A 4,072-nucleotide genomic window follows, 5' to 3' on the forward strand; every position below is an offset into this window, starting at 1 on the left:
GAGAGGCTGGCCGCGCGCTTCGCGGAAGCTCCCCATCTTGCCGTTTCCGCTACCGACGAACGACGTTTCGAAGGCTGGCTGGCCGAGCTCGAGCCGGCGCAGTCGGCCCGTCTCGAAGCCCTGCTGGTTCGTCCCTTCGCGCGGGATATCCTGACCGGCATCGCGGAGTTCTCGCCCTATTTGTTCGATCTGGTGCGGGCCGATCCCCTACGCCTGATCCGGCTGCTCGAATGCGATCCGGATCTGCATCTGACGGCACTGATCGCCGAGGCCCGGAGCGCGGTGCTCGCGGCCTCCGACGAAGCCGAGGTGATGCGGTTGCTCCGCCGCATGAAGGCGGAGGCTGCCCTGCTGATCGCGTTGTGCGACATCGGCGGGGTCTGGCCGGTGATGCGGGTGACGGCGGCGCTCACCGACGTCGCGGTGTCCTCCGTGCGGGCGGCGCTCCAGTACCTGCTGCGGCAGGAGGCCGCACGCGGCAAGCTCTCGCCGCCCGATCCTGAGGCGCCCGAAGAGGGCTGCGGGCTGATCGTGCTCGCGATGGGCAAGATGGGCGCGGGCGAGCTGAACTATTCCAGCGACATCGATCTGATCGTGTTCTTCGATCCCGATGCGACCACGATCGCGCCCGACATCGAGGCGCAGCCGTTCTTCGTTCGCGTAACCCAGGGCATGGCGCGCATCCTGCAGCAGCGCACTTACGAGGGCTACGTCTTTCGCGTCGATCTGCGCCTGCGGCCCGATCCATCCTCGACGCAGGTGGCGATCTCCCGGGACGCCGCGCTGAACTATTACGAGCGGGAAGGGCGCACCTGGGAGCGCGCCGCGATGATCAAGGCGCGGGCTTGCGCCGGCGATGCCAAAGCGGGCGAGGCATTGCTCGCCGAGATATCGCCTTTCGTCTGGCGCAAGCATCTCGACTTCGCCGCGCTCGCCGACGTACACGACATGAAGCGGCAGATGCAGACCTATCGCGGCCAGAGCGAGGTCGCGGTCGAGGGCCACAACGTCAAGGTCGGGCGCGGCGGCATCCGCGAGATCGAGTTCTTCGCGCAAACGCAGCAGCTGATCGCGGGCGGTCGCCATCCGGAATTGCGGGTGCGACCGACGCTGAGGGCGCTCGACGTGCTTGCCGCCAACAACTGGATCACCGAGACGGCGCGTGACGAGCTGACGACGGCCTATGAATTCCTGCGCCGGGTCGAGCATCGCCTCCAGATGATCGCGGACGAGCAGACCCATACGCTGCCTGAGGACAAGCAGGCGGTCGAGCGCTTCGCCTGTTTCTTCGGCTATCCCGACCGCGAGGCTTTTGCGCGCGACCTCCTGCACCAGCTCGAGATCGTCCAGGGTCATTACGAAAAACTGTTCGAGGGCGACGATCCGACCGGCACGGCCAAGCTGCCGGCGCTCGACTACAGTGCGGGTCCCGACGATCCGCGCCTGCTCCAGCACCTCGTCACGCTCGGCTTCAAGAAGCCGGCCGCCGTCGCGCAGACCGTGCGCGACTGGATCACCGGCGACTACCGCGTCTTACGCGTTGAGGCGACCCGAAGCGCCTTCCTCGAATTCGTGCCGGCCCTGATCGACGGCCTCGCCCATGCCGAGGAGCCCGATCGCGCGGTCGTGGCGTTCGATCATTTCCTCGGCGCGCTCCAGCGAGGCGGCCGGCTGATCACGCTGCTCGGCCAAAATCGTGATCTCGTGGCGCTGGTGGCGCTGGTGCTGGGTGCGGCACCGCGTCTCGGCGAGATGCTGGCCCGGCAGCCGCAGCTGATGGACGGGCTGATCGATCCCCGCTTCTTCGGCGCCATGCCCGACCGGCAGGAATTGTCGGGACGGTTAGCTGCGACCGTGCAGGATGCGGGCTCATACGAGGAGTTCCTCGATCGCCTGCGGCTGTTCGGGCAGGAGAGCCTGTTTCTGATCGGCACGCGCATCCTCTCCGGTACGGTGTCGGCGCAACAGGCGAGCACCGCCTTTGCCGATGTCGCCGAAGGCATCGTCCACACCGTGCACGGCCTCGTCGCGGAACGCTTCGCTGCACAGCACGGCCGCATCAAGGGGCAGGAGACCGCGATCATCGCGATGGGCCGGCTCGGCAGCCGCGAGATGACGGCCTCGTCCGATCTCGACCTGATCCTGCTCTACGATTTCGACGGCGACCATCCGGACTCGGATGGAGTGAAATCGCTTCACGGCGCGCACTATTTCGCCCGCTTCACCCAGCGCCTGATCAGCGCCTTCACGACGCGCACCAATTACGGCGTGCTCTACGAGATCGACATGCGGCTGCGTCCCTCGGGCCGCGCCGGCCCCGTTGCCTCGAGCCTGGTCTCGTTCGCGGACTACCAGGCCACCGAGGCCTGGACCTGGGAGCACATGGCCTTGACGCGCGCGCGCGTGGTGTCGGCCTCGCCCGAATTCCGGGAACGGATCGAGCGCGTGATCCGCGACGTCCTGACCCGCCGCCGCGATCCCACCATCACCGCGAACGACGTCGCCGACATGCGGCGCGCCATAGCACAGGAAAAGGGCGAGGGCGATTGCTGGGATCTCAAATATGCCGCTGGCGGCATGGTCGATATCGATTTCATCGCGCAATATCTCCAGCTCGTGCACGCACACGAAAAGCCGGAGATTCTCGACGTCAGCACCATGCAGGTGCTCGAGAACGCATGCAGGCTCGGCGTGCTCCCGCAACCGGAGACCGAGATATTGCGCGCCGCCGCGCGGCTCTATCACGATCTGACGCAGATCCTGCGGCTCTGCGTCAGTGATCGCTTCAAGCCGGAAACCGCGGGCACCGACCTGCAGCGCGTGATGGCGCGCGCCGGCGACGCGCCGGATTTCTCCTCGCTGGAGGCGCGGGTGAAGGAAACGCAGAGCGAGGTGCGGCGCGTGTTCAGGGCGCTGCTGGAAGCGCCTTAGCCGTTCAGCAGGGAGAGCGCCTCGCGGACGTCGGGGGCGAGCCCCGCGCAGCGTGCGTCGAACGCTCCGTCGGCTGGTTTTTCCCGTGTGAGGCCAGAGTGGACATGCTAGCTTGCGTGCCAGACAGGATCCGAGGGACGAACGCTTGATCGACAAGCTTGAACTGTTGCTGGCGCTGGCGAAGGAGCGGCATTTCGGACGCGCGGCAGAGGCTTGCGGCGTGACGCAGCCGACGATGTCGACCGGGCTCAAGCAGCTCGAGGAGATCCTCGGCGTGATGCTGGTCCAGCGTGGTTCCCGCTTCCAGGGTTTTACGCCGGAAGGCGAGCGCGCGCTCGATTGGGCGCGGCGGATCGTGGGCGATGCCCGCGCGATGCGCGAGGAGATCAACGGGCTGAAGCATCAGCTCTCCGGCGAGATCCGCATCGCGGCAATCCCGACCGTGCTCGGCATGGTCGCCGCGCTGACGACGCCGTTCCGCGCCCGGCATCCGGAGGTGCGCTTCCGCATCCAGTCCACCACCTCGTCCGAGGTGCTTGGGTTGCTCGAAAACCTCGAGGTCGATGCCGGGCTGACCTATATCGAGAACGAACCGATCGGCAAGGTGCGTACCATTCCGCTCTACAACGAGAGCTATCGCCTGCTCACCGCGCCGGACGCGATGTTCGGCGACCGCGAGACGGTGACCTGGAAGGAGGTTGGCCAGGTGCCGCTGTGCCTGCTCACGCCGGACATGCAGAACCGCCGCATCATCGACCGCGCGCTGCGCTCGGTCGGCGCGGAGGCGACGCCGACGCTGACCTCGAACTCGCTCTTGGTGCTGTTCACGCATGTGAAGACCGGGCGTTGGGCCAGCGTGATGCCGGCCAAGCTCGCCGAGACGCTCGGCCTGTCCGACACGGTACGCTCGATCCCGATCGTCGATCCTGACGTCAATTACAGCATCGGCATGGTGATCCCGCAGCGCGATCCCATGACGCCGCTGATCGCAGCGCTGGTCAACGTCGCGCGCGAAGTCGCGCCGACGCTGCAGTTGTAGAGATTGATAGTGATGTGATCAGATCTGATTGCCGCACCGGCGGTGCGCTCCCTCGCCCGCTTGCGGGAGAGGGTAGGGGAGAGGGTGTCTCCGCAACGGGAT

2 protein-coding genes are annotated in these 4,072 nt (G+C 66.7%); both read left to right on the forward strand.

The genetic code is table 11. The features are described 5' to 3' along the window. A partial coding sequence (locus JHD07_RS34455) for a bifunctional [glutamine synthetase] adenylyltransferase/[glutamine synthetase]-adenylyl-L-tyrosine phosphorylase (RefSeq protein ID WP_291630278.1) occupies window positions 1–2,931 on the forward strand: 2,931 nt, incomplete at its 5' end. 145 nt (window positions 2,932–3,076) lie between these two features. Continuing rightward, window positions 3,077–3,970: a LysR family transcriptional regulator gene (locus JHD07_RS34460; RefSeq protein ID WP_291630280.1), complete on the forward strand. Its 894-nt coding sequence runs from the start codon at window positions 3,077–3,079 to the stop codon at window positions 3,968–3,970. Window positions 3,971–4,072: the final 102 nt, after the last annotated feature.

Source organism: Bradyrhizobium sp., assembly GCF_016462955.1.
In the GTDB taxonomy this organism is placed as follows: Bacteria; Pseudomonadota; Alphaproteobacteria; order Rhizobiales; family Xanthobacteraceae; genus Bradyrhizobium.